The sequence below is a fragment of the Xanthomonas sp. F14 genome (assembly GCF_014199865.1).
This window is the reverse complement of sequence record NZ_JACHOM010000003.1, coordinates 363,211-385,534: the sequence shown is the minus strand read 5'-3', so window position 1 is coordinate 385,534 and position 22,324 is coordinate 363,211. Positions and strand designations below refer to the sequence as shown.

Sequence of the window (22,324 nt, the reverse complement as noted above, 5' to 3'; positions counted from 1 at the left end):
AGCGAACCGAGACCGCGTGCGAACCGATAGCCGCCTTTCCCGCATGCTGCATGTGCTGTTGCACATGGCCAGAAGCCAGCAGCCGATGACCTCCGAGCAGATCGCCGGCATGCTGTCGACCAATGCGGTGGTGGTGCGTCGGACCATGGCCGGATTGCGTGCTGCCGGCTACGTGCAGTCGAGCAAGGGCCACAACGGTGGCTGGCATATTGCGTGCGACCTGACCCAGGTGACATTGCTGGACGTGCACCGTGCAGTGGGCGGCCCGCATCTGTTTGCGATCGGCGCCGATCACCCCAACCCGCAGTGTGGCGTGGAGCGCGTGGTCAACGCAGCCATCGCCGACGCGCTGGCCGAGGCGCAAGCCGTGTTGCTGCAGCGCCTGGGCACGGTGACGCTGGCAACGCTGGCGGACGAGTTCGATGCACTGTGCACGGCAGCCGCGCTGCCCGCCGGTTCGCCGACAGGCAAACGCAGGCGCTGACGCACACCAGCTGTTGCATACGCCGTTGTACATGGCGTGCAGCCGGGATGGCAGGCGCGCGGTGTGCCTGTGCTTGCAGTCCCGTGCGGCACACGCATGCGCTTTGCGGCAGCTGGTCGGCATCGATCGCAGACAGGGCGCGCTTGGCCAGGCGCAGTTGCCAGGACGCTGTCGTTTCCTGACGTGGCGTGTACATGCGCACCCGCGCAGCATTGCCACGCCGCACTGCCCATTGCTTTCAGGCGATAACGCGAATCGCAGCCGATCACGGCAAGCGCGACAGCAGGCAGCGCATCGGCCCTCGGTCGCACACGCAATCCTTCAACCATCGAGCAGGTAGCAACGTCAGTACAGCGCGGTTGAATCGCCGGTCTTTTCATGTAACATCGAAAAGTACATAAAGCGGATTTCAACCGGGAGCGGACATGCAGCACGACGTGATCATCATTGGCGGCAGCTATGCCGGGCTGTCGGCCGGGCTGCAGCTGGCGCGTGCCCGACGTACGGTCCTGGTGATCGATAGCGGCCAGCGCCGCAATCGCTTTGCCACCACCTCGCACGGGTTTCTCAGCCGCGATGGTGCATCGCCTGCGCAGATTGCCGAGGCGGGACGCGCGCAGCTGCTGGCCTATCCGAGCGTGCAGTGGGCCGACGGCCAGGTGATACAGCTACGCGGCGAGGCGGAAGCCTTCGAGGTGACGCTGGCCGATGGCTCCACGCATACCGCGCGTCGCCTTGTCCTGGCGATGGGGGTGGTCGATCGTCTGCCGGCACTGGCCGGCCTGGCAGAGCGCTGGGGCACGCAGGTGTTCGCTTGCCCGTACTGTCACGGCTATGAGCTGGGCCAGGGACGCATCGGCGTGCTCGCCACCTCCGCCTTTGCGGTGCATCAGGCGGCCATGCTGCCGGACTGGGGTGCAACACAGCTGTTCTTGAACGACGCGGTGGTGCTGGACGAGGCGCAGCATGCGCAATTGCAAGCACGTGGCGTGCACGTGGTGGGCGGCGCAGTGGCGGCGCTGCAAGGCGATGGCGACGTGCTGGAGCTGGTGTTACGCGATGGGCAGGTCTGCGCGCTGGATGGCCTGTTCATCACCACCCAGACCGAGCTCAGTGCCTTGGTCGCATCGCTGGGATGCAGCACTAGCGATGGGCCGCTGGGCCGTCATGTCGCGGTGGATGCCATGCAGGCCACTTCGGTGCCGGGTATCGCTGCCTGCGGCGATGTGGCCAACCCGGCGGCATCGATCGCCTTTGCGGTTGCCAGCGGCGCAATGGCCGGCGTGGCAACGCATCGCTCGTTGATGTTCGGTCTGAGCAACTGAGCGGCGTGTTGCGATCGCCCCTGCAGACCATGCCGGCCTGCAGGGGAGATCGTGGCTGCGCTGCTTACTGGCTGACTTCCTGCATCGCAATCTCGTGCTGCTTGGAATACGCGCGCTGCGCGGTATTCAGCGCTTCCATATCGGTGTTGAGCTGGGCGGACACGGTTTCCAGGTCCTTGGCCAACGGCGCCAGCTCGGCATTGCCGTAGCCGTTGGGCAGGGCCGCCACGCGTTCAAGCGCGGCCATCATCGCGTCGGCACGCTTGAGGTAGGCCGACAGCTTGCCGTCCAGGTCCTTGGCGTTGTCGGGCACGCCCGCGGCCACGGCGGTATTGGCCTGCGCGTTGGCGGCCAGTGCCTTGCGCTGGCTGCCCAGTGCGGTCTTGTAGCTGTCCAGCGGCTTGTGCGCGACGGCATCGGCCACCAGGCTCTGCCCGCGATCGCCCGACACCCACGGGTCGATGATGGTGACTGCGCCATTCCAGACCGAGATGTTGTGCAGCAGGTAGTCGCTGGAGGAGAGCTTGGAGGCGCCGGTGGTGGTGCCGCCACCGCAGGCAGCCAGCAGCAGACTGAAAGAGACAAGCAGGAAGGTGGTGAACGTCTTCAAAGCGAAAGATCCTTGGTACGAGGCCGTTGTTGCCACTGCATGGCGAAGACGGCAAAAACCCCAAGGAAGCGCCCGGACAATCCATGTTGCACTGTTGCTGGCCATCTTCCCTGAGACGAATGCAGCGTGGAGCATTCCATTCACTCTGAGCGAGTGCGCTGCGCCATCAGTATAGCGGCCGCGTGCAGCCGGCAGGTGCGTGTCATGCGCTCGTTGCGCGACCACCAAGTGCTGCATGCGTGCGAGCGATTGCGTTGGCCGGTTGCGCTGCGCGTACACTGCGCCGCCACCATCGAACCGATGCCTGCGTGAAAAAGAAGCGGCCCAAATCACCGCCACCTGCGCCAGCTCCCGCAGCATCCCGGATCCACGAATGGATCATCGGCGGGGGAGCCGTTGTCGTGGCAATCGCCTGTTGCATGCGGCTGTGGCTGGTGCTGGAGGCGATCGTCACGGGGCGCTATATCAGCGTCATCCGCGGCCGGCCGACCAGGATCTTTTACGCGGATGCAGACCCGCAGCGGTTCTGGATCGCCGTCGGCTGGGATGCGTTGCTGACCAGTGTGCCGTTGGCGCTCATCGCCTGGTTCACCTACGTTGCCTGGACCACGTACCGACGCGGCAGGCGGTGACCTGCGTGGTCGTTCCACAGCATGCGCAACTGCGGTGCCGCGGTGCCGCGCTGTCGACGACGACGCGGCTGCGCAGGCGTGCGGCAAGCCGCTGTTGAGTACACGGTGTTGATCAGCCGTCGGGTCACACGGCCGTGGCAACCGTTTGCGCCGATCGATGCCTGCGCATCATGTGGCCATCAGGGCTGTGTCTGCTTTTGCTTGCGTGATGGCGGCTGCGTCTCGCGCTTGGGCCAGGTGTCATAGCTGTAGACGAACTGCTTCTGATCGGCTCCCATGGTCGGGTCGCAGTGCCAGGAAGTGGCGACGCTGCCGGGTTCCAGCACGCCATCGACTTCGCGCACGGCCTGCGCTTCGAACGCGCAGATCGCCCCGTACAGCTTGATATCCCAGTCCGGCGCAGAGGTGGGGTGGGCGTGCTGCACCAGCACGATGTCGCTGCCGTGGAAGTGGTGCACCTGGGCGCCGTGTTGGCGATTGGTGCTGAAGTAGCACGGTGCGCCGATACCCAGCGGGAGCACTTCGTCATCGCGCAGGATTGCGCACTTGCCGGCGTGTTCGCCCAGGCGAATCGTACGCCTGGCAAGGACCGCGGTGATCACCGGATGGCGGGTGGTGACTTCGGACATGGGCTGCGGCGGCGACGTCTGCGGCGCGGTCTGCGCGTGTGCGCCGGTCATCACCAACAGCGCGGCGAGCAACCAGGTCGGAAAGCGGATGCGCATGCAACGTCCTTGTCGTGGGCGCTGCAGTATCGCAGATCCGTTTGCTGGTCAGGCGTGGCTGGCACGCAGGCCGCACTTCAGTCAGACAGCGACGGCCAGCACCCGGGTCGGCATCTGTCTGCTGCATTGCGGTTTCGCGTGCAGCGCCGACAGGCAGCTGGCGGCGACTGACGGCGCGTTTTCGGTTGCGGCAAACATCCTGCAATCAGCGCCGTGCCGGTAGCGTTGCCAGCACACCATCCAGCGCCAGTTGCGTGCTGAAGCCGGCCTTGCTCAGGCGTTTGCTCACTTCGTTGGGCACATCGCGTCCGCTGGTGAGCCGGTTGGGCGCGCCGGTGTAATGGAACAGGCGCCCGCCACGCCGCAACACCCGCGCCAGCTGGTCGTAGAACAGCTGCGAATACAGCTCGCCGGCAATGCCGAAGCGCGGCGGGTCGTGCAGGATGGCATCGACCGAATCGTCTTCCAGCGTGGCGATGTGCTGCGAGATATCGGCGTGGGTCAGCTGCAGGCGTCCGCCGTAGGCGGCATCGGCCGGGTCCGGCGACCAGGGATTGAGCGTGCGCAACCACAGCACGTCGGCATTCTTTTCGAACGAGTGCAGCTGCGCCACCCCGGCTTCCAGGCAGCAGGCAGCGAAGTAGCCCAGCCCACCGCAGGTATCCAGCACGATCTTGCCGCGCGGGTCGACCAGCGCCACCTTGCGGCGCGCATCGTCGAACGGCGACAGCTGCGCCGACGGCAGCATCTTGATGCCATCGATCTCGAAGGTGGGCGCACCCCATTCGGTGGGAACGAGCTTGATCAGCGCACCGCTGAAACGCGAGATCGGGGCGAAATCGTCACCGTCCCAGAAGTACAGCGTGCGCTCCTTGAACTTGCCCGGATACGGGTAGCCCCTGCCGCGCCACTGCCAGGTCTGCGCATCCAGCTGCGCGGTGCCGGTACTGCGGCCCAGGTCCAGCGAGCCGGTCCATTGGGTCAGACCGCTGCCGCGCGCGGCAAGCAGCGCCTGGGCATCGGAGGAAATGAGGAGTGGGCCGGAGTAGTGGGGCACGAGTCGCTGGTCTGGGTGGGCAGGCGTCACGCGCGCTGCGGGTGCGAGGGATGGACTGGCATCGTAACCGACCCCATCACGCATGCGCATCCAGCGCACCGCCGGCATGATGGCGCGGCGGCGCAGCGGCGGTCTCTGCAGCGACGTGGGGCGGCGGGCCGTCTGCAATGGTGTGCCGGTGGTGATGCATGAGCCGTCGTGCCCTGATGCATGCGCCGATTCCTCTGACGCACGCCGCACCGCATACTGCGCACTGCCCCCGTCGACATGTTGTCCGATTGGCGCCAACTGTGGAGGATCGGCAATGCTGAAGGGTGTGTTGTTGGGGTTTGCCTGTTATGCGGCCTATTCGATCAGCGATGCGTTCGTGAAGCTGCTGGAAGGCACGCTGCCGGTCTACGAAGTGCTGTTTCTCGGTGCGCTGCTGATGCTGGTGGCCGTGCCATTTTTGAAGAAGCCGGACGACCGGTTGCGCGAACTGGTGATGGCCAAGCAACCCAGCCTGTGGCTGTTGCGTGCGCTCACCGGTGCCATCGGCAATCTGACCTCGGTGATTGCGTTCACCACCTTGCCGATGGCCGAGGCGTTTGCGCTGATCTTCCTGATGCCGATCTTCGTCACCGTGCTGTCGGTGGTGTTTCTCAAGGAAGAAGTGCACTGGCGGCGCTGGTCGGCGGTGATCGTCGGCTTCATCGGTGTATTGATCGTGCTGCGCCCGGGCTTTCGCCATCTCACCCATGGGCATGTGGCCGCGATCGTATGCGGCCTGGTCGGTGCGATCTCGGTCATCACCCTGCGCATGGCCGGGCATAGCGAAAAACGCCTGACCTTGTACGGCGCCGGGGTGATCGGCCCGTTGGTGATGGGCGGGATCATGATGTTGCCGACCTTTGTCTGGCCCACGCTGTATCAGTGGGGGCTGTTGGCCGGCTACGGCCTGCTTGCCGGCCTGGCGGCGATCTGCCTGATGTACGCCACGCGCATGGCGCCGGTGAGCGTGGTTGCGCCCACGCAATACAGCCAGATGCTGTGGGCGATCGCCTTCGGCTACCTGCTGTTCCATGACCACCTGGACTGGCCGATGGCGGTCGGCATCGCACTGATTCTGGGCGCGGGCCTGTTCACGCTGATCCGTGAGGAGCAGGTGTCGCGGTGGTGGCGGCGGACGAAGATTGTTTGAGAGCGGGGATTGGGGAATCGGGATTCGGGATTGGCAGCGGCAAGTGACACCAGCGACAACACGCTTTGACGCCGTTACCAATCCCCAATCCCGACTCCCCAATCCCGGTTTTTACGGGGGCGAAGTGGATCCCTTGCGCGGTGCGCGCCAGGTTTCAACGATGCGCGCGTACTCGCCGCTGGCCTTGCTCAGGTGCAGCCACTGGTCGACGTACGCTTTCCAGGGCTGGTCGTTGCGCGGTAGCAGGAAGGCTTTTTCGCCGTATTGCAGCGGCTGCTCCGGTGCGATTGCGCACAGGCCGGGCAGGCGTGCCTGCTGGTGGAGCGCTTCGGAGGCGTCGGTGATCATCACGTCCGCGCGCTGCTGCAGCAGCTCCTGGAAGATGGTGGTGTTGTCGGCGAACAGGCGCAGGTGCGCGCGCGGCAATTGTTGGCGCGCGAAGGCCTCGTTGGTACCGCCGGGCGGTTCGATCACACGCACCTCGGGGCGATTGAGTTGCGCCAGGCTGCGGTAACGCGCCTGGTCGGCGCAGCGCACCAGCGGAATCTTGCCGTCCACATCCAGCACCGCGCTGAAATTGGCCTGGCGTTGCCGCTGCAAGGTGACCGAAATGCCACCGACCGCGATGTCGCAGCGATCGGCGAGCAGGTCGGGCATCAGTTGCGGCCAGCTGGTGCGGACGAACGCCACGCGCGCGCCCAGGCTGCCGGCCAGCTACTGCGCCAGGGCGATATCGCTGCCCTCGAACTGCCCGTCGGCACGCAGCAACGAGTAGGGGCGATAGTCGCCGGTGGTGCAGACCCGCAGCACGCCGGATTGCAGCACCGCATCCAGGCGTGAGGCAGGCTCGGGCGCGGCTGCGTGCGCAAGGCCGCAGCTGAGCAGGAACGCAAGGCAGATGCGATGGCGCATGACGTGGCCTCGGAAAGATGCGGCCATGATAGTCGTGGTCAATGCGGTGTGGCCGACGTCAACGGCATGTCAGCACGATCCTGCCCGGGATCACGGTGCGGTAGCGCTGCGTTGCGCACTGTCGTTGCTTCATTCGAACCGATCGGAGTCACCCTCATGCAGCTCAATCCACGCACTGCGCGTCCGATGACCACCGCCATTGCCGGGCTGTCGGCACACGGCACGCCCGATCCGGATACCAATGAAGACGAAATCCCGCTTGAAGAACAGACCCCGCAGCAGGGCGGTTTGCGCGAGGAGGTGGGCGATCTGGAAGAAGACGACGATCAGGCATTGCCCGGCCGCGTCGGTGGCGGGCTTGCGGGTGGTTGATGCGGGGGGGTAAGAGCGGCTAACCAAGCACTTGAGTAGCCACCAGGCGTGTGCGGCCGACACTGAGATTCTTCAGCATCGTCTGGAGGTTCCCAGGCCGGATGGTCGAGGGCGCGATGCCCTCGTCAAGGGAACTGCACATGCCCGGGTTCGAAGTACAGAAGTACACCGGCGTGTTGCCGTCTTCGGGCAGCGCGGGGATCGTGTCCAGGATGGCCTTACCGCGGATATCGGTGATCCGAATGGACAAGGGTTGGTTGCCGAGCTGCTCGCCGAGGAAGTGGTTGTAGTCCATCTTCTGCAGGCTCTTCCAGCTGCTGCCTTGTTTCACTTCGAACTTGACCACCGGGTAGGCGTGATTGCGCACCTGGATCGCCGCCCACCAGCGCGAGCTGCCTTCCTTGATGCGGTATTGCACGTTGCCGGTGGTGGGTGCGCGCACGATCTTCCAGCTGATCGGGATGCGCCCCTGCACGGTGTCGCCGATGGCCGCGAAGGCGTTGGGCGATAGGTCCAGGCCGCCCGATGCGCCCTCTGGGTACAGGTCGGTGACGTAGACCACGGCCTTGCCCTTGGGCCCGGTCACTTCCAGATAGGCGCCGGCCAGTGCGGCCCTGACCCCGCCGAAGTTCATCTGGGTTGGGTTGAGCGCGGTGATGAAGGCATTGCTTGGAATGGGATCCAGCAGCACCGCGCCGCCGGAATAGCCGGAGCTGGTGTAGGTCGCGGTGCCGGTGAAGGTGCTGTTCCAGCCGGTGGCCTTGCTGGCATCCGCGGCAGCGGCCGTCTTCGCTGACGGCGTGGCGACGCTGGCGCTCGTCAGCCCCCAGGCCTGCTGCAGGACCTGCAGCTTGTCGGCACGCGGACTCCCATCACTGGCGAGCAGGCCACCGTTGTTGGCATTGCCCACCTCCCAGCTACCGAGCACGGCACTGCGCATGCCGGTGTTGCGCAGATACCCGCTCAATGCGTGTTGCCATGCCCGGTCGCGTGGATCGCCATCGCCCAGGCCGCCGCCCAGGCTCACCGGCAGCACCGCGTGATCGGCCGAGAATTGTCCGAAGTCGCGCTGCCAGCTCGCCGGCAGGCTGCGCGGAAAGTCGGCCGCTGCAAACGCGTCCGCCGCGTCGCGATCCGGCCCGGCCAGCTTCGGCATCAGCAGCAGATGTGCGCGCGGAATGCGCAGCGGCAAGCAGGCGAGCGGCTGCAGATTGCTGCCGGCGGCCTTGCGTGCGGAATCGCTGCAGACCGCGTCGTTGCCCACGCCTTCCACACCGATCACCCAGGCCGGCGCCTGCTTCAGCACCGCGGCCGCTGCTCGCGCGGCGATGCGGTTCCAGTCGGCGTCTGCCGCATTGCCCGCCCAGTTGGCATTGCGGTAGCCGCTGCTGCCCAGGTCGATCCCGAGCACGCCCGCGGTGCTGCCGTAGCGGCGCGCGAGCAGGCCCAGGCCCTCCATCCAGGCGTCGTGCTGCGTGCCCAGCTGCGGCGCCGCATCGTCGCAAGCGCCATCGGCAAAGGCGAGCAGTACCTGCATGCCGCGTTGGGTGCTGGCGCGCACCACGGCGTCGAGCAGTTGCAGGGACGTGAGGCCAGCCAGCGCGGGGTCGCCGGCCACCTCGGCGGCGGCCACCGGTCTGGCTTGCAGGGTTGCTGCGCAGATCGGCACGCGCACGGTATTGATGTCCGACGCCTGCATCTGATCCAGCAGGTGCTGCAGCGTATTGCTGTGCAGTCCGGTGGCCACAAGCGCTGCGCGATCAAAGCCGGGCCAGGTCACGCCGCGTACCTGCAGCGCCTGGCCGCGCGCATCGGTGAGGTGTCCGCGTGCATCGACCTGCACGGCCAGTGCGGTCACGGGAGTCAGCAAGGCCAGGCCAAGCAGCAGATGAGCATGAGAGCGCATGGGAGTGTCCTGAGGGATGGCCCGCGCAGGAGACCAGCGATCGTCGTGTGCGGTCCGTGCGCCGGGTCAAGGAAGCGGGCAGGAGTGTGGGAGCCGCGGCAGGCGAGCGGCCGCACTGGAATGGGGATCGCGGTTTGTGCGGGATGCCGCGCCGCGGTTTTCGGCTGTGTGCTGATGCATCGCCGGCCAGCGGTGACGATGCTGCGTTGCGCTGGTGACCGACGTAACGGCAGGCATGGCGTGGACGTGGTCGAAAGGCTTTGCTCGTGCGCTGGTAGTGCATGTGCATGTGCTGTGCGAGTGGACAGCGTTGCAACGCACCAGTGCCAGGCAGGGCGATGACTGCTCCGGCGATGCGTTGCGCGCATCCCCGATGGCTGTGGTTCCTCAATGAACGCAGCGGTGGACGCACGGATATGCAGCGCACCACGATGGGGCAAGCCAACCACGGTTCGCCTGCGCACGCTGCGGCCTACCCGGCGCCGCAGCGCAAACCGCTGGTGCGCGCTGCCGCGATCTCGTATTTTTGACGGCTTGTTCACTTGCCGGTGCCGTGCCCCATGTCCGATCCGTCCGCGCCCGATCATCTGCAACGCAGCCTGTCCAATCGCCACCTGCAGCTGATCGCCATCGGTGGCGCGATCGGCACCGGGCTGTTCATGGGCTCGGGCAAGACGATCAGCCTGGCTGGCCCGTCGATCCTGTTCGTCTATCTGATCATCGGCGCGATGCTGTTCTTCGTGATGCGCGCGATGGGCGAGCTGCTGCTGTCCAACCTGGAGTACAAGTCGTTCATCGACTTCTCCACCGATCTGCTCGGGCCGTGGGCCGGGTTCTTCTGCGGGTGGACGTACTGGTTCTGCTGGATCATCACCGCCATCGCCGACGTCATCGCGATCGCCGCCTATGCGCAGTTCTGGTTCCCCGGATTGGCGCCGTGGATTCCGGCCATCCTGTGCGTGCTGTTGCTGCTGAGCCTGAACCTGGTGACGGTCAGGTTGTTCGGCGAGATGGAGTTCTGGTTCGCGCTGATCAAGATCATCGCCATCTGCGCCTTGATCCTCACCGGCGCCGGGCTGGTGGCCTGGGGCTTCCGTTCGCCGTCGGGCAACGTGGCCTCGCTGTCGAACCTGTGGAACGACGGTGGCATGTTCCCGATGGGCATTGGCGGCTTCTTTGCCGGGTTCCAGATCGCGGTGTTCGCCTTCGTCGGCATCGAGCTGGTCGGCACCACCGCTGCGGAAACCGCAGACCCGCGCCGCAACCTGCCCAAGGCGATCAACTCGATCCCGGTGCGCATTTTGATTTTCTACGTGCTGGCGCTGATCGCGATCATGGCGGTGACGCCGTGGCGGCAGGTGGTGGCCGACAAGAGCCCGTTCGTGGAGCTGTTCGTGCTGGCCGGCGTGCCGGCGGCGGCGAGCCTGATCAACTTCGTGGTGCTGACCTCGGCCACCTCGTCGGCCAATAGTGGCATCTTCTCCACCAGCCGCATGCTCTACGGCCTAGCCGAGGAACAGCACGCGCCCAAGGGTTTTGCCAAGCTCTCGCGTGCAGCGGTGCCGGCACGCGGCCTGCTGTTCTCCTGCCTGTGCCTGTTGCTGGGCGCGATGCTGGTGTACCTGATCCCCAACCTGGTCACTGCGTTCACGCTGGTCACCACCTTGTCGGCGGTGCTCTTCATGTTCGTGTGGTCGCTGATCCTGTGCGCCTACATCGCGTACCGGCGCAAGCGGCCCGAGCAGCACGCGGCATCGGCGTTCAAGATGCCCGGTGGCGTGTTGATGTGCTACGTGTGCCTGGCGTTCTTCGCCTTCGTCATCGTGCTGCTGACCTTGCAGGCCGACACGCGCCAGGCCCTGCTGGCCAGCCCGGTGTGGTTCCTGATCCTGGCGATCGGCTATGCGGTGAAGCGGCAGCAGACGCGCAGCGGCTGAGCGCGCGTATCAGCCAAGACATCCAGCGTAGACCTCATCAAGGCCCCGCACTGCGGGGCCATGGCGTCTGTGGCTGCACGGCGCTGCGATAAAGGCCACTGGCAGCTAAGCGCGTTTTGCGCGCGACGTTGACGCGGATCGGGTGGAACGGGATGCTCGCCGCCATCCATTGCCACGGCCCATCGCATGATCACGACGCACCCGATTGCCGGAACGCAGCACACGCAAGGCTGCTGGGTCGACCTGTGCCAGGCCAGCGCGCAGGAACTGGCGCAGGCCGCAGACAAGGTGGGCTTTGCGCTGCCGGATCGCGCGGCCATCGGCGAGATCGAATTCTCCAGCCGGGTGCGGCGCCAGGGCGAGGTGCTGTTTCTCAACGTGCCGCGCTTTCAGGACGACGATGGCCCGACTGCGCCGCTGGGCTTTGCGTTGTCGCCGACCATGCTGGTGACCCTGCGCGAGCAGCACATGGGCTCGCTGGATGCGGTGGCCGCGCGTCTTGCACATGAGCCCTGCCATAGCGCCGACGACCTGCTGTTGCGCATCTTCGACCAGTTGGTGGGGCGCCTGGCAGACCGGCTGGAATCGCTGGAAGCCGAGGTCACCGACACCACCCGGCAGGTGTTCGACAACCCGCACAAAACCAAGGACCTAGAGCGCATGCTGCATCAGGTTGGAGGCATGGGCCGGCGTCTGGGCGGGCTGCACAATGCCGGGCAAGGCCTGCTGCGCCTGGTCACCTATCTGGACGGTGCCGCGCCGGACTGGTTCGGTGCCGATGCGGCCAAACGCATCGGCTTGCTGCACAAGGACCTGACCACCTTGAGCGAGTTCCAGCAGCACATGGACGACCGCATCGAGTTCCTGCTCGACAGCGTGCTGGGCATGATCAACATGGACCAGAACAACGTGATGAAGGTGATGGCGGTGGCCTCGGTGGTCGGCATTCCGCCCACCGTGCTGGTCGGCATCTGGGGCATGAACTTCGCCTACATGCCCGAGCTCAAGTGGCATGACGCGTATTACTGGGCGCTGGGCGTGATCGTGCTGAGCATGCTGGTGCCGCTGGCATGGTTCCGCAAGCGCGGCTGGGTGTGATGCATCAGAGCCGGAAACCGTAGGAGCGCACCTGGGCGCGATATGGCGTTACCGGGAAGGCCCTCGCGCCCAGGGGCGCTCCTACGAGTGCCGTCAACGCAATCATCTGTTGCCTACGGTTGCATGACTAAGCAATGCCAGGCTAGGGCAGCGCGGTAGCTGTGCAGCGCGCGGCAGACTGCAGGAAACCCGTAGGAGCGCACCAGGGCGCGATGCGGCGTTGCCGGGACGACGCGGCGTTACCGGGAAGGCCCTCGCGCCCAGGGGCGCTCCTACAGAGTGCCGTCAACGCAATCATCCGTTGCCAACGGTGGCGTGACCACGCAATGCCAAGCTGGGTCAGCGCGGTAGCTGCGCAGCGCGCGGCAGACTGCAGGAAAACCGTAGGAGCGCACCAGGGCGCGATGCGGATTTACCGGGAAGGCCCTCGCGCCCGGGGGCGCTCCTACGAGGTGCCATCAACGCAATCATCTGTTGCCTACGGTGGCGTGACTACGCAATACCAGGCTAGGGCAGCGCGGTAGCTGCGCAGCGCGCGACAGACTGCAGGAAACCCGTAGGAGCGCACCAGGGCGCGATGCGGCGTTACCGGGACGACGCGGCGTTACCGGGAAAGCCCTCGCGCCCAGGGGCGCTCCTACGAGGAGCCGTCAACGCAATCATCCTTTGCCTACGGTGGCGTGACCACGCAATGCCAAGCTGGGTCAGCGCGGTAGCTGTGCAGCGCGCGGCAGACTGCAGGAAACCCGTAGGAGCGCACCTGGGCGCGATGCGGCGTTACCGGGACGACGCGGCGTTACCGGGAAGGCCCTCGCGCCCAGGGGCGCTCCTACAGGGTGGGCTGGGATGCGCAGCTGTCACTGCGCACTGCGCCGAGACCGGAAAACTGCCCAGCTGCGTAGCGTGCGACCAGGCGAGACGCATTGTTGATTGCTGCCGGGCGGCCTGGATCAGCCCTTGGCCTGGAAGCTGGCTTCCTCGTACGGCTGCACCACCACCCAGCCTTCGCCGGCAAAACGCATCTGCAGGCTTTCACCCGAGCCTCGGCCAAACAGCGTGCCGATCGACACGTCGGTGACCAGCTCCGGGGACAGCGTGCCCGACCAGGCCACGGTGGCATTGGGGTCGGTGAACACCGGGCCGCTGGCGGCGGTGACCGGCAGGGTCAGCGGCTCGTAGTGCGAAGTGATCGCCACGATGCCGTGGCCGCTCAGGCGCACGTTGAACAGGCCGCCGGACAGCATGCCGGCCACCTTGCGCATCATCGTGATCTTGTGCTCGACGCCGGATTCGAACGCCAGCACGTCGTTGCCGTTGACGAAGATCGCGTCGCCATTCAAACGCAGCAAGGTCACCAGCTTGCCGAGGTCGGCCAGATACACCCGACCCTGGCCTTCGGCCTTCATCAGCTGCATGCCTTCGCCGCTGACCGCCTTCTTCAGCAGGTTGCCCAGGCCCTGTTCCAGCAATCCCTCGCGGGTGAACTTGACGTTACCGGTGCGCGCGACCATGGCGCCAGCCTTGGACCACACCATGCCGTCGAGGCGCACCTCCAGCAGGTGCGGATTTTCCAGTTCGAACGGATCGGGGCTGACGTCCTTTTCCTTGGAATGGGCGAGAAATTCGTTGAGCGTGCGTACGGCCATGGGTCCGTCCTGGAGGGTGAAAGAGTGCGCATGATACGCGGCAGGCCTGTATCTTCGAAGCATACTGGTGTGCGCGTCGCTGTGCGTCTGCACAGATGGCGCGCCGATGTTGCGGCGCACATGGTGCTCAGTCAGCGCGTCGCGCGCGATGACTGCTACAACCAGGCGACCCTCCATCAGGATCTATGCGTGGTGGCGAAGTGGTACTGCAGCTTTTTGCAGCGTCATGGATGCGGGTTGGCATCGACGCACTGCACGGCGATGAAGAGATGACGCCGATACGCCACTGGTGCAGTGACTCTGTGCGCGCCACGTTACGACGTATGCAATCCCAGCTGCATTACACAGTTCGGCACGAAGGCACGTCGCAAATAAAACAACCGCTCGGTTTGCACAACGCTTCTGAGATCGGCGTCGGATTCGTGGCATTGTTGCCGGGCTAGATTGATCCTACAGAAAACGTCTTTACGTTGTTCAAGGAGTGGGGCGATGGGCGTTGTGGGTGGCAGTCGAGTGGAAGGTGGCTGGTCTGGAATGTCTCTGCGTAGTCGCGCGATTGCGTCGCTGTTGGTCCTGGCTGCTGCTGCCACTGGCTTGCATGGCGCGCCCGCGCAAGCGGCAGTGGGGCCGGGTGTGGTGAGCGGCGACACCATCGTGCACGACCCGTCGATGCTCAAGCTGAGCGATGGGCGTTACTACATCTATGCCACCACCGGCGTGGTCACCAGTACCGACCGCACCAAGTTCAGCAATGCGGGCGCGATCTTCAGCAGCATGCCGAGCTGGGTGCGCAGCTACAACCCGGACAACCAGCTATGGGCGCCGGATGTGTCCTTCCATGGCGGCAAGTATCTGATGTATTACACCGCCTCCAAGTTCGCCACCAATACCTCGGCGATTGCGCTTGCCAGCAGCAGCACCGGCAAGCCTGGCTCGTGGAAGGATCAAGGCATCGTCTACACCTCCAAGAGCAGCGACGACTACAACGCCATCGACGGCAATCTGGTGGTGGACGGCAATGGCAAGTGGTGGTTGGCGTTCGGCTCGTTCTGGTCGGGGATCAAGCTGATCCAGCTCGACCCCGGCACCGGCAAGCAGCTGTCCGGCAACACGACGCGCTACAGCCTGGCGAGCCGGCCGTCCCCGGGCGCGGTGGAGGCGCCTTTCATCCAGCAGGCCAATGGCTGGTACTACCTGTTCGTGTCGTTCGATGCGTGCTGCAAGGGCGCCAGCAGCACCTACAAGATTGCGGTGGGGCGTGCGCGCTCGGTGACCGGGCCGTACCTGGATCGCGCCGGGGTGGACATGCGCAACGGCGGCGGCACGGTGATCCAGTCCGGGTTGGGCAGCATGCATGGGCCGGGCGGGCAATCGGTGTTCCGCGATGGCGACGGCGACATCCTGGTCTACCACTACTACGACGACCGCGGCGACGCGCGCCTGGGCATCAACCGGCTGGGTTATGACGGCAGTGCATGGCCGGTGGTGCAGTAGCAGCAATCAAGCGAACACGCTGCTGCGCGCTGCACTGGCGCAGCGATCAGGCGATGTTTGTTGCAGCGATCCGCTGGCGTTGCCGACTGCCAGAACCGCGAGGCTGCCAGCGCCGCCGGGCATGCCCGGCAGCGGCTGGCGCACACTCATCGCGTGGCCGCTTCGGGCTTGCGCACGCGTTTGACCGGCGCCGGCTTGCTCGCGGTGTCCGGATACAGGTTCAACAGCATCAAGGTGACGCCGTTGGTCCAGCCGAAGCCGTCCTGCAGCGCGTATTCGCCACCGCCACCGCCGGCGGCATCGGCTTCCAGGCCGTATTTTTCGACCAGCTTGTGCTCGCGCGCGAACAGCGCCTGCACCTGGGTGAGGAAGCGCTCGCCGATGGTGCGCGCCAGCGCGTCTTCGCCGTAACGGCGCAGGCCGTCCACCGCCACCCATTGCAGCGGTGCCCAGCCATTGGGCTCGTCCCACTGCTGGCCGGTCTTCACTGCGGTGGTGGCCAGGCCACCGGGGCGTAGCAGGCGCGCACGCACCGTGCTGGCGGTGCGTTTGGCGTGCGCGTCGGTTGCCAGGCCGGTGAACAGCGGATACAGCGCCGCGGCCGTGACCTGATCGCTGAGCTTGCGGGTCTGCCAGTCGTAGTCGGCGTAGTAACCGGCCGCATTCCACAGGTGCGCATCGATGGCCTGCTTGCGCTGCAGTGCCAGCGCCGCATAGTCCTGCGTGCATTCGGCACCCGGCTGCGCACAGGCCTGGGCCAGGGTGCGCTCCAGGTGATACAGCAGGCTGTTCAGGTCGATCGGCACGATGGCGGTGGTGCGGATGGTGCGCAGGTTCTGCCCATCGGCCAGCCAGCGGCTGGTGTAGTCCCAGCCGCTCTCGGCACCGGCGCGCAGGTCGCGGTAGACCTCGGCGGCCGGGCGGTCACCGGCCTCGGCGGCGGTGCGGGTGTCGTGCAGCCAGGCTTCCGGGCGCGGGGTGTCGCGCTCGTCCCAGTAGCGGTTGAGCAGGCTGCCGTCGGCCAGACGCACCACATGGCGCGCGGCCTGGCCGGGCTGCAGGTCTTCGCTGCCCTGCATCCAGTAGGCGTATTCCTTCCGCAGTTGCGGCAGGTAGCGCTGGTAGACCGCTTCGCCTTCCACGCCGGCCTGCAGTTCCACCATGTAGGAGAAGAACGGCGGCTGCGAGCGGCTGAGGTAGTAGCTGCGATTGCCGTTGGGGATATGCCCGTAGGTGTCGATCAGGTAGGCGAAGTTGTCCAGCATCTGGCGGCTGAGCGTGGTCTCGCCGCTCTTCACCAGGCCCAGCATGGTGAAGTAGGAATCCCAGTAATACACCTCGCGGAAGCGCCCGCCCGGCACCACGTACGGATGCGGCAGCGCCAGCAGGCTGCTGTAGGGCGGCACGTGGGTCTGGCTGCGCACCAGCTTGGGCCACAGCTCGTCGATGTGTTCGCGCAGCGCGGTGTCCTGGCGGATCGCGTCGGTCTGCACCGGCGGCGACTCTTCGAAATTGGCGTCCACGAACTTGCGCAGGTCGAAGCCGGGGTGATCGTGCTGCGCCAGATAGTCGGCGTTGATCAGCGCCGGGTCGCGCAGCGGCAGGAAGTCGACGAAGTGCTTCTGGTCGTCGAACAGCTCGCCGCTCTGCACCGCCTGGAACAGTTCCGGGTAGGCCAGGTCGGGCGTGGGCGGTGTGGCCGCCGGTGCGTTGACGACCGGAGTGTCCATGGGCGCGGCGGTCAGCGTGCAGGGCGCCACGAACATGCTCAGCGACAGGCCAAGCAGCGACGTGCAGCACGGGGGCGCGGCAGAACTCATGGCATCTCCAGAACGGGCAGTGACGTGCGGCATGGTAAACGACCGAAGTGGCGGGCGGGGCCGGACGACGGTGTCGGCAGGCCGACAGGCTTCGCACGGAGACGACTGGATTCAGCAAGGTGATCCGGCGCGGTGCTGCAGGTGGTTGCGCGGGTTGGGTTGCCGATTCAGGCCTATCGGCCCGGATCGAGGCAGCTTGAGCCACGTGCGGACCGCGTCGGATTGCCGACATCGCTGCAAGATGCGCGCCACAGCGCGCGGCGCGCGGCAATGCCTGTGCACGGCAGCTGGCGTACGTGGGAATGGCCTGCGGCAGCGCGGCCTTGCCCGTCTGACCGATTGCAGCGGCGTGGACGCACCGGTGGCACGCCGGATAAAGCCAGGTGGCGTGCCGTCCTTGCGCGTCAGCCTTGGCGCGGCCGACCGGTCTGCAACAAGCGCTGCAGCTGCAGCGCGTTGGGCACCGCCAGCCCGGCGGCGGTGTTGTCGAAGATCACCCAGCATTCTGCCTGCGGGTGCGCTGCGTTGCGCACCGCGTCGGCCAGTGTCTGCAGCGCACTGTCGTCGTAGCTGCTGTAGTAGATGCGCGGTGCGCCATGCCAGCGCCAGTACTGCGGGCCGGCTGTCGCACCCGGTGTGGCGGCGTCCGGCACCGGCGCCGGATCGGCGGCGCAGCGTGCGATGCGGTGGCGTGCCAGCAGCGCCTGTGCCTGCGGGAGAAACCAGCTGGCATGGCGCGGTTCGCAGACCACGCCGCCGTCCCAGCGCCGCCGCAGCATGGCGAAAAACCTGGCCGCCACCGGCGCATCGAACACAGCGCTGGGCGGCAGTTGCAGCAGCAGGCAGCCCAGTCGCGTGCCCAGCGCACCGGCCTGGGCCAGGAAGGCATCCAGCAATGCACCGGTACCTTGCAGGCGTGCATCGTGGCTGATGCTGCGCGGCAGCTTGACCGAAAAGCGGAAATCCTCCGGCACGCTGTCGGCCCAGCGTGCGTAGGTACTGGCACGGTGCGGACGATGGAACGAGGAGTTGATCTCCACTGCATCAAAACGTGTGGCATAGCGCTGCAGGACGCTGGCACCATCGCCGAATGCGGCGCGGTCGGCGGCCGGAATCGACCAGCCTGCGCAGCCACAGCGCACGCGCGGCAGGGCGATGGATGAACGAGCCTGCATGAGGTGTACGCAAGACGGGTGGGCAGCACTCTATGCATGCGCGCGTGTCAGCGTTGCGTGTGCACTGCGCTCACGGCCGACTCACCGACGACTTCGATACTGGGCGCATGCCAGAAGGTCCTTCCCTTGTCATCCTGCGCGAACAGACCGAAGCGTTTGTCGGCCGCAAGATCCTGCGCGTGTCCGGTAACAGCAAGCAGGACATCGCGCGGCTGGAGCAGCAAAAGGTGCTGGCGTTACGCAGCTGGGGCAAGCACTTCCTGATCGAGTGCGCGCAGTTCAGCGTGCGCATCCACTTTCTGTTGTTCGGCAGTTATCGCATCGACGAGGACAAGCCGAATGCGGTGCCGCGTCTGCGCCTGGAGTTTTCCAAGGGCCAGCGGTTGAATTTCTACGCCTGCTCGGTGCAGTTCATCGAGCGCCCGCTGGACGAGGTCTACGACTGGACCGCAGATGTCATGAACCCGCTCTGGGATGGCGCGCAGGCACGGCGCAAGTTACGCGCCGCACCCGGCATGTTGGCCGCCGATGCATTGCTGGACCAGACCATCTTTGCCGGCGTCGGCAACATCATCAAGAACGAAGTGCTGCATCGCATCCGTGTGCACCCGGAAAGCACGGTGGGCGCATTGCCGGCGCGCAAGCTCGGCGAGCTGGTCACCCAGGCGCGCGACTATAGCTTCGACTTCTACACCTGGAAAAAGGCCTTCGTGCTGAAGAAGCATTATCAGGTGCATACCAAAACCAGCTGCCCGCGCGACGGCGCGCCGCTGCAGTATCGAAAGCACCTGGGCAAGGCCGGGCGGCGGGCGTTTTTCTGCGAGGTCTGCCAGCGGCTGTACCGTCCGGAGGATGACTGAGCATGTGCGGCCCGCACCCTGGCCAGCCGGCATCGACCGCCGTAGGGCGAACGACCGCCGGCACAGCCTGCAGGATCAATGCCGCCGGGGCAGGACAGTGCCCGTCGGCAAGCAGGGAGAGTCGACCGCCACGCTCGCTAATGTGAATGGCGGCTGGCGCCTGCGGCCCAAACAACGAATTTCAAACGCGCGCAAACGCCACGCCCGCTAGATTTGCGCGTCCTGCACCGGGTTCACGGTGCAGGACGCGCATCTCTCATCTCATCGGTCTCCCGCATTGTGATTACCCGCAGGAAGGAAACGCTTGTCCCGCATGTCGCCGCTGTCGCATGCACGGGCGCCATCCTGTTCTTTCTTGCCTGTCTGTTGCTGTATATGCCGCCACCGCGCGACACGGTGCGACACGACGACAGTTTGCAGGTGTATTTCGTGCCGCGCCCGCAGTTGACGCTGCCGGCGCCGGCGCCGGCGACACCGCCGCAGCAACGCGACTCCACACCGCGCGCGGCCCCTGCCGCGGCCTCATCCGCGCGCAGTGCGCCACCGCCGACACGCACCCCACCGCCGCAGCGGCAGGTGGCGGCCGCCAACGTGCCCGCTGGCGAATCGATGGCGGCCCAGCTCTACACCCGCGAAGGCCGCTTGCGCATGCCGCGCGATGCGCAGGTCGACCCGATGGCGCAAGCCGGCGCTGCGTTGCCGCCGGGCATGGCCGACGAACGCGCGCAGGCCAAGGCGCGCAACGTGATGGAACGGGTCAATCCGGTGCAATACCAGGACACGCGCTTTGCCAAGGACTGGAAGAGCGACGGCACGCTGGGCGATGTGGCGATGCAGGAAATGAATCGCGGCATGAAGAAGTTCAACGACATGCTCAACGGGCCGCAGACGCAGGTGGCCAAGGCGCGACCACCGCCGGATGTGCGCTTCAACCCCGCGCTGGCGGGCAATCAGGCCGAGATGGGCAGCGAGGCGACCGGCGATGCCTACAAGGCCGCGCCGATCGCGCACGAGACACCGCCCGATCTCAAGGGCGAAGCCAGCCGCCGCATCCGCGAGGCGCTGGCCGCGCTGGAGCAGCGCAGCGCGCGTTGCGATGCGTCCAAACGCAAATCCCTGTTGTCGCCGGTGCGCACGCACCTGGGTGATCTGGAGCGTGCCGAGCACGCCTTGAACAACGGCGCCGACCCGGTGATGGCTGCGCAACTGCTGCCGCGCCAGGCCGACAGCGCCTACGATCTGGCCCGCCGCGCGCTGTGGTACGCGGACCGCCAATTGAAGCAGTGTGCGATCGGGTGAGTGGGGCAGTGACTGCGGTTGTGTGCAGCTGACCAGCAGTGGCGGGCAAAACCTCTCTAAGGCTGTACCGATGGCGGCAACGTATCGATCACACTCGCAGCGTTGACGTGTGACCGCGAGTGAGTCGATTGCGCAGTGCCCTCACCGCTCGCGGACACGCCGTGAGTCCGTCCATGGAGGCTCCTTGGCTGCATCCATGCCGCCCAGGGTCCCGCAACCGGCAAGGACACCGCATTAGAAAGTTGGTCGGCGGCCAAGTGAAAACCTGATTGTTGCTCGGATTGCGATGGAAGATTTTCGGCCGCACGACAATCCGAATAACGCATAGCAAGCACTGCTCTTGCCGTGCACACCGACCATCCCGACAGGCCCTTGCCTGCCCACCGTCGCGGGACCTTACGCGGCATGGATGCCGCGTAAGAGCCTACACGGACGTACTTGCGGCGTGTCCTGCGATGGTGGGCAGGCAAGGGCCCTGCAGCCAAACCTGGCGTTGGCAACTGATTGATTGAAGAAGTAAGGCAGTCTTCGTCAGGTATCGGGACTAGAGCCCCTCCCGCCGGGGTAAGAAAGCACGGCTTTCGCGGCAAGCGCGCGCATGCCTTGGAGCGCCCGCGACGCAAGCGCGGTTGGAGGCGCGCAGCGGGAGTTGTGAGGGCAGGTCCATGAAACGGCGGATCAGCCGGCAGCCGGACTATCGCCCCGCGCTACATCAGGCGCTGAGGCCGTCCTGCGCCAGACTCTGGCGGTAACGGTCTTTCTCGACACTCAGCGCGACTTCCGCGCGCAGGAACACTTGTCCGATCGGCTCGTCGCCACGGGTTGCCTGTGCCTGGCCGATCAGCACCGTCAGCCCGTGCGCATGCTGCTGCTGGGCGATGTCGCGCAGGCGCTGCAGCTTCTGTTCGGCATTGGGATCGCGCAGTACGGCGATGAATTCGGCGCTGTCGGTCACGCGGTCCACGCTGTCGCCGTTGACTTGCGCCTGCGCGGCCAGGGCTTGGTCGAGCTGTTGCAAGGCGCGACCCAGGAGCCGCTCGCTCTGTTTTTCAGCCAGCGCGGCCAGTTCCTGCACTTCCAGAATCACCAGGTAATAACCGGCATCGGCGGCCGCCGGTGCCACCGGCTGCAGGATCGCCTCGCGCTCGAGCTGCAGCTCGCGCTTGCGCTCGTCCAGCAGGCGCATGGTGACGCGCGCCAATGCCTGCAGCCCGGTGCGTTGAGTGTCGGTGAGCGTGCGCGGCTCGGTGTCGAGCACACAGACGGTGCCCAACGCCACGCCGTCGGAGGTGACCAGCGGCATGCCGGCATAGAAGCGCGCGCCGGTCTCGCCGGTGACCACAGAGACATCGGCAAAACGGCTGTCCTGGGTGAGGTCGCGCACTTCCATCAATTGCTCGGGGCTGCGGATGGCGTGATCGCACACTGCCTGGCTGCGATCGGTCTGCTGCATGCCCAGACCGAGCTGGGCCTTGAACCATTGACGGTCGCGATCGACCAGCGACATCAGTGCGATCGGCGTGTCGCACAGGGAGGCCGCCACCTGCACGACGTCCTGGTAAGTGTCCTCGGGCAGGCTGTCGACGATGCGATAGCCGTCCAGGACCTGTTGGCGGGAGGCTTCGTCAGCCGGTGGCATTTGCTTCATCGGGTAAGTCGGACAAGCGCGAGCGAGAAAGAGGCCACGATACCGGCACCATCGATAACGCCGCGTGGATTTGCCATACGCCCGAGCACAGCCTGCAGGGCGGATTCAGATCCACATCCCCCGCCGCGCTACGAGGCTAGGGGA

At 66.0% G+C, this 22,324-nt stretch carries 17 protein-coding genes and 2 pseudogenes; 10 read left to right on the top strand and 9 right to left on the bottom strand.

The window, feature by feature from the left end:
- The first annotated feature begins 43 nt into the window (after nucleotides 1–43).
- The gene (locus tag GGR73_RS13025; protein WP_221232394.1) at nucleotides 44–484 is read left to right on the top strand and encodes an Rrf2 family transcriptional regulator; all 441 of its coding nucleotides are present in this window, start codon (nucleotides 44–46) and stop codon (nucleotides 482–484) included.
- 425 nt (nucleotides 485–909) lie between these two features.
- Complete coding sequence (locus tag GGR73_RS13020; protein WP_184457254.1) at nucleotides 910–1,809, top strand: NAD(P)/FAD-dependent oxidoreductase; 900 nt, start codon at nucleotides 910–912, stop codon at nucleotides 1,807–1,809.
- Nucleotides 1,810–1,873: 64 nt separating this feature from the next.
- On the opposite strand, the gene GGR73_RS13015 is transcribed toward GGR73_RS13020, so the two are convergent.
- Nucleotides 1,874–2,419, bottom strand: coding sequence for a hypothetical protein (locus tag GGR73_RS13015; protein ID WP_184457252.1), 546 nt, complete (start codon nucleotides 2,417–2,419; stop codon nucleotides 1,874–1,876).
- Between the two features lie 419 nt (nucleotides 2,420–2,838).
- Here GGR73_RS13015 and GGR73_RS13010 point away from each other — a divergent pair, with 419 nt between their 5' ends.
- Nucleotides 2,839–3,051, top strand: a complete 213-nt coding sequence (locus GGR73_RS13010) for a hypothetical protein (protein WP_039523300.1) — start codon at nucleotides 2,839–2,841, stop codon at nucleotides 3,049–3,051.
- Nucleotides 3,052–3,230: 179 nt separating this feature from the next.
- Here the strand turns inward: GGR73_RS13010 and GGR73_RS13005 are convergent, their stop codons facing one another.
- Both GGR73_RS13005 and GGR73_RS13000 read right to left on the bottom strand, forming a co-directional pair.
- Nucleotides 3,231–3,776, bottom strand: coding sequence for a hypothetical protein (locus GGR73_RS13005; protein ID WP_456362955.1), 546 nt, complete (start codon nucleotides 3,774–3,776; stop codon nucleotides 3,231–3,233).
- 205 nt (nucleotides 3,777–3,981) lie between these two features.
- The gene (locus GGR73_RS13000) at nucleotides 3,982–4,833 is read right to left on the bottom strand and encodes an MnmC family methyltransferase (protein WP_184457250.1); all 852 of its coding nucleotides are present in this window, start codon (nucleotides 4,831–4,833) and stop codon (nucleotides 3,982–3,984) included.
- Nucleotides 4,834–5,137: 304 nt separating this feature from the next.
- On the opposite strand from GGR73_RS13000, the gene GGR73_RS12995 reads away from it, so the two are divergent.
- Nucleotides 5,138–6,013, top strand: a complete 876-nt coding sequence (locus tag GGR73_RS12995; RefSeq protein ID WP_016902964.1) for a DMT family transporter — start codon at nucleotides 5,138–5,140, stop codon at nucleotides 6,011–6,013.
- A gap of 111 nt (nucleotides 6,014–6,124) precedes the next feature.
- On the opposite strand, the pseudogene GGR73_RS12990 reads toward GGR73_RS12995, so the two are convergent.
- Nucleotides 6,125–6,925 (bottom strand): annotated as a pseudogene (locus GGR73_RS12990) (transporter substrate-binding domain-containing protein).
- 156 nt (nucleotides 6,926–7,081) lie between these two features.
- Between GGR73_RS12990 and GGR73_RS12985 the strand changes: the two are divergent.
- A complete protein-coding gene (locus GGR73_RS12985; RefSeq protein ID WP_024937810.1) occupies nucleotides 7,082–7,297 on the top strand; it encodes a hypothetical protein in 216 nt (71 codons plus the stop codon).
- Nucleotides 7,298–7,422: 125 nt separating this feature from the next.
- Here GGR73_RS12985 and GGR73_RS12980 read toward each other — a convergent pair.
- A pseudogene (locus tag GGR73_RS12980) lies at nucleotides 7,423–9,203 on the bottom strand (expansin EXLX1 family cellulose-binding protein).
- A 560-nt stretch (nucleotides 9,204–9,763) separates the two neighbouring features.
- Between GGR73_RS12980 and cycA the strand changes: the two are divergent.
- Nucleotides 9,764–11,140, top strand: a complete 1,377-nt coding sequence (gene cycA, locus GGR73_RS12975) for a D-serine/D-alanine/glycine transporter (protein ID WP_039523314.1) — start codon at nucleotides 9,764–9,766, stop codon at nucleotides 11,138–11,140.
- 186 nt (nucleotides 11,141–11,326) lie between these two features.
- On the top strand, nucleotides 11,327–12,238 hold the full coding sequence (locus GGR73_RS12970; protein WP_039523317.1) for a CorA family divalent cation transporter: 912 nt from the start codon (nucleotides 11,327–11,329) through the stop codon (nucleotides 12,236–12,238).
- Between the two features lie 950 nt (nucleotides 12,239–13,188).
- On the opposite strand, the gene GGR73_RS12965 is transcribed toward GGR73_RS12970, so the two are convergent.
- Complete coding sequence (locus GGR73_RS12965; RefSeq protein ID WP_126965514.1) at nucleotides 13,189–13,884, bottom strand: AIM24 family protein; 696 nt, start codon at nucleotides 13,882–13,884, stop codon at nucleotides 13,189–13,191.
- A gap of 534 nt (nucleotides 13,885–14,418) precedes the next feature.
- Between GGR73_RS12965 and GGR73_RS12960 the strand changes: the two genes are divergently transcribed.
- Nucleotides 14,419–15,378 (top strand): arabinan endo-1,5-alpha-L-arabinosidase, encoded by a 960-nt coding sequence (locus GGR73_RS12960; protein WP_160955218.1) that lies wholly within the window; start codon nucleotides 14,419–14,421, stop codon nucleotides 15,376–15,378.
- Nucleotides 15,379–15,524: 146 nt separating this feature from the next.
- Here GGR73_RS12960 and treA read toward each other — a convergent pair whose 3' ends face one another.
- Both treA and GGR73_RS12950 read right to left on the bottom strand, forming a co-directional pair.
- Nucleotides 15,525–17,198 carry an alpha,alpha-trehalase TreA gene (gene treA / locus GGR73_RS12955; protein WP_184457248.1) on the bottom strand — a complete coding sequence of 558 codons (1,674 nt, stop codon included), beginning with the start codon at nucleotides 17,196–17,198 and terminating at the stop codon, nucleotides 15,525–15,527.
- Nucleotides 17,199–17,602: 404 nt separating this feature from the next.
- Nucleotides 17,603–18,373: a DUF72 domain-containing protein gene (locus tag GGR73_RS12950; RefSeq protein ID WP_184457246.1), complete on the bottom strand. Its 771-nt coding sequence runs from the start codon at nucleotides 18,371–18,373 to the stop codon at nucleotides 17,603–17,605.
- A 107-nt stretch (nucleotides 18,374–18,480) separates the two neighbouring features.
- On the opposite strand from GGR73_RS12950, the gene GGR73_RS12945 reads away from it, so the two are divergent.
- Complete coding sequence (locus GGR73_RS12945) at nucleotides 18,481–19,233, top strand: DNA-formamidopyrimidine glycosylase family protein (protein ID WP_126967301.1); 753 nt, start codon at nucleotides 18,481–18,483, stop codon at nucleotides 19,231–19,233.
- 279 nt (nucleotides 19,234–19,512) lie between these two features.
- Entirely contained in the window at nucleotides 19,513–20,532 is a 1,020-nt protein-coding gene (locus GGR73_RS12940; protein ID WP_184457244.1) for a hypothetical protein, read from the top strand.
- Nucleotides 20,533–21,244: 712 nt separating this feature from the next.
- On the opposite strand, the gene GGR73_RS12935 is transcribed toward GGR73_RS12940, so the two are convergent.
- The gene (locus GGR73_RS12935; protein ID WP_166771673.1) at nucleotides 21,245–22,180 is read right to left on the bottom strand and encodes a GAF domain-containing protein; all 936 of its coding nucleotides are present in this window, start codon (nucleotides 22,178–22,180) and stop codon (nucleotides 21,245–21,247) included.
- Nucleotides 22,181–22,324 lie beyond the last annotated feature (144 nt).

What these genes read in the sequence shown, in the direction of transcription:
- GGR73_RS13020 (WP_184457254.1), top strand. Translation starts at nt 910, where the DNA reads ATGCAGCACGACGTGATCATCATTGGCGGCAGCTATGCCGGGCTGTCG.
- GGR73_RS13025 (WP_221232394.1), top strand. Translation starts at nt 44, where the DNA reads ATGCTGCATGTGCTGTTGCACATGGCCAGAAGCCAGCAGCCGATGACC.
- cycA (WP_039523314.1), top strand. Translation starts at nt 9,764, where the DNA reads ATGTCCGATCCGTCCGCGCCCGATCATCTGCAACGCAGCCTGTCCAAT.
- GGR73_RS12935 (WP_166771673.1), bottom strand. Translation starts at nt 22,180, where the DNA reads ATGAAGCAAATGCCACCGGCTGACGAAGCCTCCCGCCAACAGGTCCTG.
- GGR73_RS12965 (WP_126965514.1), bottom strand. Translation starts at nt 13,884, where the DNA reads ATGGCCGTACGCACGCTCAACGAATTTCTCGCCCATTCCAAGGAAAAG.
- GGR73_RS13010 (WP_039523300.1), top strand. Translation starts at nt 2,839, where the DNA reads ATGCGGCTGTGGCTGGTGCTGGAGGCGATCGTCACGGGGCGCTATATC.
- GGR73_RS12960 (WP_160955218.1), top strand. Translation starts at nt 14,419, where the DNA reads ATGTCTCTGCGTAGTCGCGCGATTGCGTCGCTGTTGGTCCTGGCTGCT.
- GGR73_RS12995 (WP_016902964.1), top strand. Translation starts at nt 5,138, where the DNA reads ATGCTGAAGGGTGTGTTGTTGGGGTTTGCCTGTTATGCGGCCTATTCG.
- treA (WP_184457248.1), bottom strand. Translation starts at nt 17,198, where the DNA reads ATGAGTTCTGCCGCGCCCCCGTGCTGCACGTCGCTGCTTGGCCTGTCG.
- GGR73_RS12950 (WP_184457246.1), bottom strand. Translation starts at nt 18,373, where the DNA reads ATGCAGGCTCGTTCATCCATCGCCCTGCCGCGCGTGCGCTGTGGCTGC.
- GGR73_RS12985 (WP_024937810.1), top strand. Translation starts at nt 7,082, where the DNA reads ATGCAGCTCAATCCACGCACTGCGCGTCCGATGACCACCGCCATTGCC.
- GGR73_RS12945 (WP_126967301.1), top strand. Translation starts at nt 18,481, where the DNA reads ATGCCAGAAGGTCCTTCCCTTGTCATCCTGCGCGAACAGACCGAAGCG.
- GGR73_RS12970 (WP_039523317.1), top strand. Translation starts at nt 11,327, where the DNA reads ATGATCACGACGCACCCGATTGCCGGAACGCAGCACACGCAAGGCTGC.
- GGR73_RS13005 (WP_456362955.1), bottom strand. Translation starts at nt 3,776, where the DNA reads ATGCGCATCCGCTTTCCGACCTGGTTGCTCGCCGCGCTGTTGGTGATG.